The following is a 3,206-nucleotide window of genomic DNA, read 5'->3' on the forward strand; positions in this document are numbered from 1 at the left end:
GCACTTATATTTTGTTATTGTTCTTCCTCGATTTCGTCTATCATTTTGTGATTAATTTCTCTTTTTTCTTGTTCTGTTAAGTCATAAAGTTCACTAGCTAAATACTCTTTTTGTTTCCAAATATAAAAAATTTGATAGATATATTCGGTTGGATCAATTTCTTTTAAATAATCTAAATGCCCATTTTTTAATTTCTTTTTAGCCTCTTTAAATAATCCAGAATAAACTAATACCTGTTTACCTTTAAGTGATTTATAGAATGCATCAAATACTTTTTGATTTATTAAATAATCACTATCTTTACCAGAATACTTAGCCATTTCATATAACTCTTTATTGTTATTTTGTCTTATTTTTTGAACTTGAACTTGTGTGATTTCTGAAATGCCCGTTACATCACGCCATAAATCTAACCATTCTTGTTGACTAATATAATATCTTTTATCTGTGAAATACGATTTATTTACTGCAATTAACACATGAAAATGAGGATTATAATCATCTCTTTTTTTATTATATGTAATCTCTAACTTACGGACATATCCCTTTATAACACTACCTACTTTTTTTCTTTTTATAAGTTTTCTAAAAGAATTATTGTAACGTTTTATTTCATTTTCTAATTCATCACTCATTACATTAGGTGTAGTCAAAGTTAAAAAGATAAATTCCTTATTTTCTTGCTGCTTAATATATTGCATCATCAAAGATAAACCTAAAGCATCTTTTCTAGCTTTTCTCCAAGCACAGACAGGACAAAATCGATTTTTACAAGAATTAGCTTTATATAATTTCTGTTTTTCTAAAGTTTTATCAGCTACAAAAGACAGAAATGTATTGCAATCTTTAACTAAATCCATTTGATTCTCTCCAATATGACGTTTAATAAATTTCTGAAATACTTGATTTCTTTGTTTTTTCTCAGTATACTTTTCCATGTTATAACACATAAAAACAACTTAGTTTTCACAAACTATGACAATAAAAAAAGTTGCTTTTTCCCCTTTCTATGTATGTTTTTTACTAGTCATTTAAAACGATACATTAATAGGTACGGAAAAGCAACTTTTTTTATGCTTAAAACCAGTCATATCAATAACTTAAGGGTAACTAGCCTCGCCGGCAATAGTTACCCTTATTATCAAGACAAGAAGAAACTCGTTTTCAACTCGTTTCTAAAACCTTAAATATCTAAAATCAATTATTAACTGCGACCCAAATTTCACTATAAGCATTATCTCTATCTGAATCATTAAATTTAGTAAAAGAAAACATTGGTACATTAGCTAATTTATATTCTGTTTCTGGCAACCATTCAGAATAAATTTTAGCATATGTGTCTTGTAAAACTTTTGGAAATTTACCTTCATTTTCAAAGACTATCCATTTACTTTCATCAATATTTATAACATCAAGTTGATCGCTTATATTGTTTTCTGTTGTTATAACACCAATCATATGAGTTAAATAACCCTCTTCTTTAATAAAATTCTCATCAGCATCATATGAAACATTTACAATTTCTTTAGGTTCAATGTTTTGTAAATTATTCATTTCTTCTTTTTGTATATTAGTAATACTATTTGCTAGTTCTTCAATTTCATTGTTAACACCCTCGTATTGCATACGAACACGTTTTTTTACGCCTACTATATTAATTTTTGGCAAATCTACAATTCTAGTTTTCATGCCTATTCCTCCTTTAACATTAATAGCAAATGAAAGTTTCGGATATGAAATTAAAACTTGTTTTTCATATATTTGAGATGGTAAATACCCACTCCAATCTCTAAAAGACTTTGTAAAACCATCAATTGAATATCCATATTTTATAGCTACACTCGTTACTGATTCTTTATTTAATAAATCTTTATTAGCAAAATACAATTTTCTTTTTTTTATATACTCAGATAAACCGATACCAGTAAGAAATATAAACAAATTTCTATAATGCTGCTCAGGTAAACCAACAAAATTCGCTATATCATATAAATTTAAATCGTTTGTTAAATTCTGATCTATATAATCTATAGAATTATTTAAATTTTTTAATATCATATCCATCACCTTTCAATCCTATAGTAATCAATAATCAAAGAACTAACTCGATAATTTATATATAACAATTATCGAATAAAAAATAATTGCTTTATTCCAATTGCTTTATTGACGTTGAGCCTCGGAACCCTTAACAATCCCAAAACTTGTCGAATGGTCGGCTTAATAGCTCACGCTATGCCGACATTCGTCTACAAGTTTAGTTAAGGGTTCTTCTCAACATCAATAAATTTTCTCGGCATAAATGCGTGTTCTATTTTTTATTATCGTCTTGATAGTCATAAAAATAAAACACTCCTTTTTAGCAAACTTTATCGCAATAGTTATCGCTTTACAGGTCTATTTTTCATCGTTATAATCTAGTTAAATCCCGTAAGGGCGCACTTATGCGTTCTAAAAGAACGCATGTAAAAACCATAATCGACCTTCGTCGATTTTTTTATTTCAAAATTAAAGAAACGGCTTGAGATATTCCGAGCAGTTATAAAAATTAATTTGTCTTGAATATTGCTACTACATTCTTGAAAAAGTGATGTAGATTTATAGCCCATAACTTTTTTGAATTACATCGACGATACGGCGTCGAAAGAAAAATAAATAGACCGTATAAAAGAAAAAGCTACCCCAGATAAAGTGAGGTAGCTTTTATTTTTTATGCCCTTATTTTGAATTTTAAGGGGGCATTTTAAAGATTTAGGGGTAATTCATATAGTTTTATGCCTAAAAACTTATATAAGCTCTTAAAACGCAAATATGAGCCAAATAAATATATGCTATTTCCAAAAGCAAAAATTTGAGCAAAACCAGTGTCGATTTTTAAGACACTGCCCAGTTACATGCAAATTAAAATTTTCATGATTTTTTATAGTTCCTACCGGGTTAAAATTTGTATAACGAAAGTATAATGTTTATATAACGTTAGTATAATAAAGCATTTTAACATTATACTTTTGATAATCGTTTATCGTCGTCATCACAATAACTTTTAAAATACTCGTGCTTAATTCAACAGCTGACCTCCCAATAACTACATGGTGTTATCGGGAGGTCAGCTGTTAGCACTTATATTTTGTTATTGTTCTTCCTCGATTTCGTCTATCATTTTGTGATTAATTTCTCTTTTTTCTTGTTCTGTTAAGTCATAAAGT

The 3,206-nt window shown here is 27.9% G+C and carries 2 protein-coding genes; both read right to left on the reverse strand.

The window, feature by feature from the left end; translation table 11 throughout:
- Positions 1 to 14 precede the first annotated feature (14 nt).
- A complete protein-coding gene (locus tag KA878_RS04385; protein WP_204173209.1) occupies positions 15 to 938 on the reverse strand; it encodes a protein rep in 924 nt (307 codons plus the stop codon).
- A 259-nt stretch (positions 939 to 1,197) separates the two neighbouring features.
- Complete coding sequence (locus tag KA878_RS04390; RefSeq protein WP_194375768.1) at positions 1,198 to 2,058, reverse strand: AraC family transcriptional regulator; 861 nt, start codon at positions 2,056 to 2,058, stop codon at positions 1,198 to 1,200.
- Positions 2,059 to 3,206: the final 1,148 nt, after the last annotated feature.

This window comes from Staphylococcus sp. GDY8P57P (assembly GCF_017892585.1).
In the GTDB taxonomy this organism is placed as follows: domain Bacteria; phylum Bacillota; class Bacilli; order Staphylococcales; family Staphylococcaceae; genus Staphylococcus; species Staphylococcus borealis.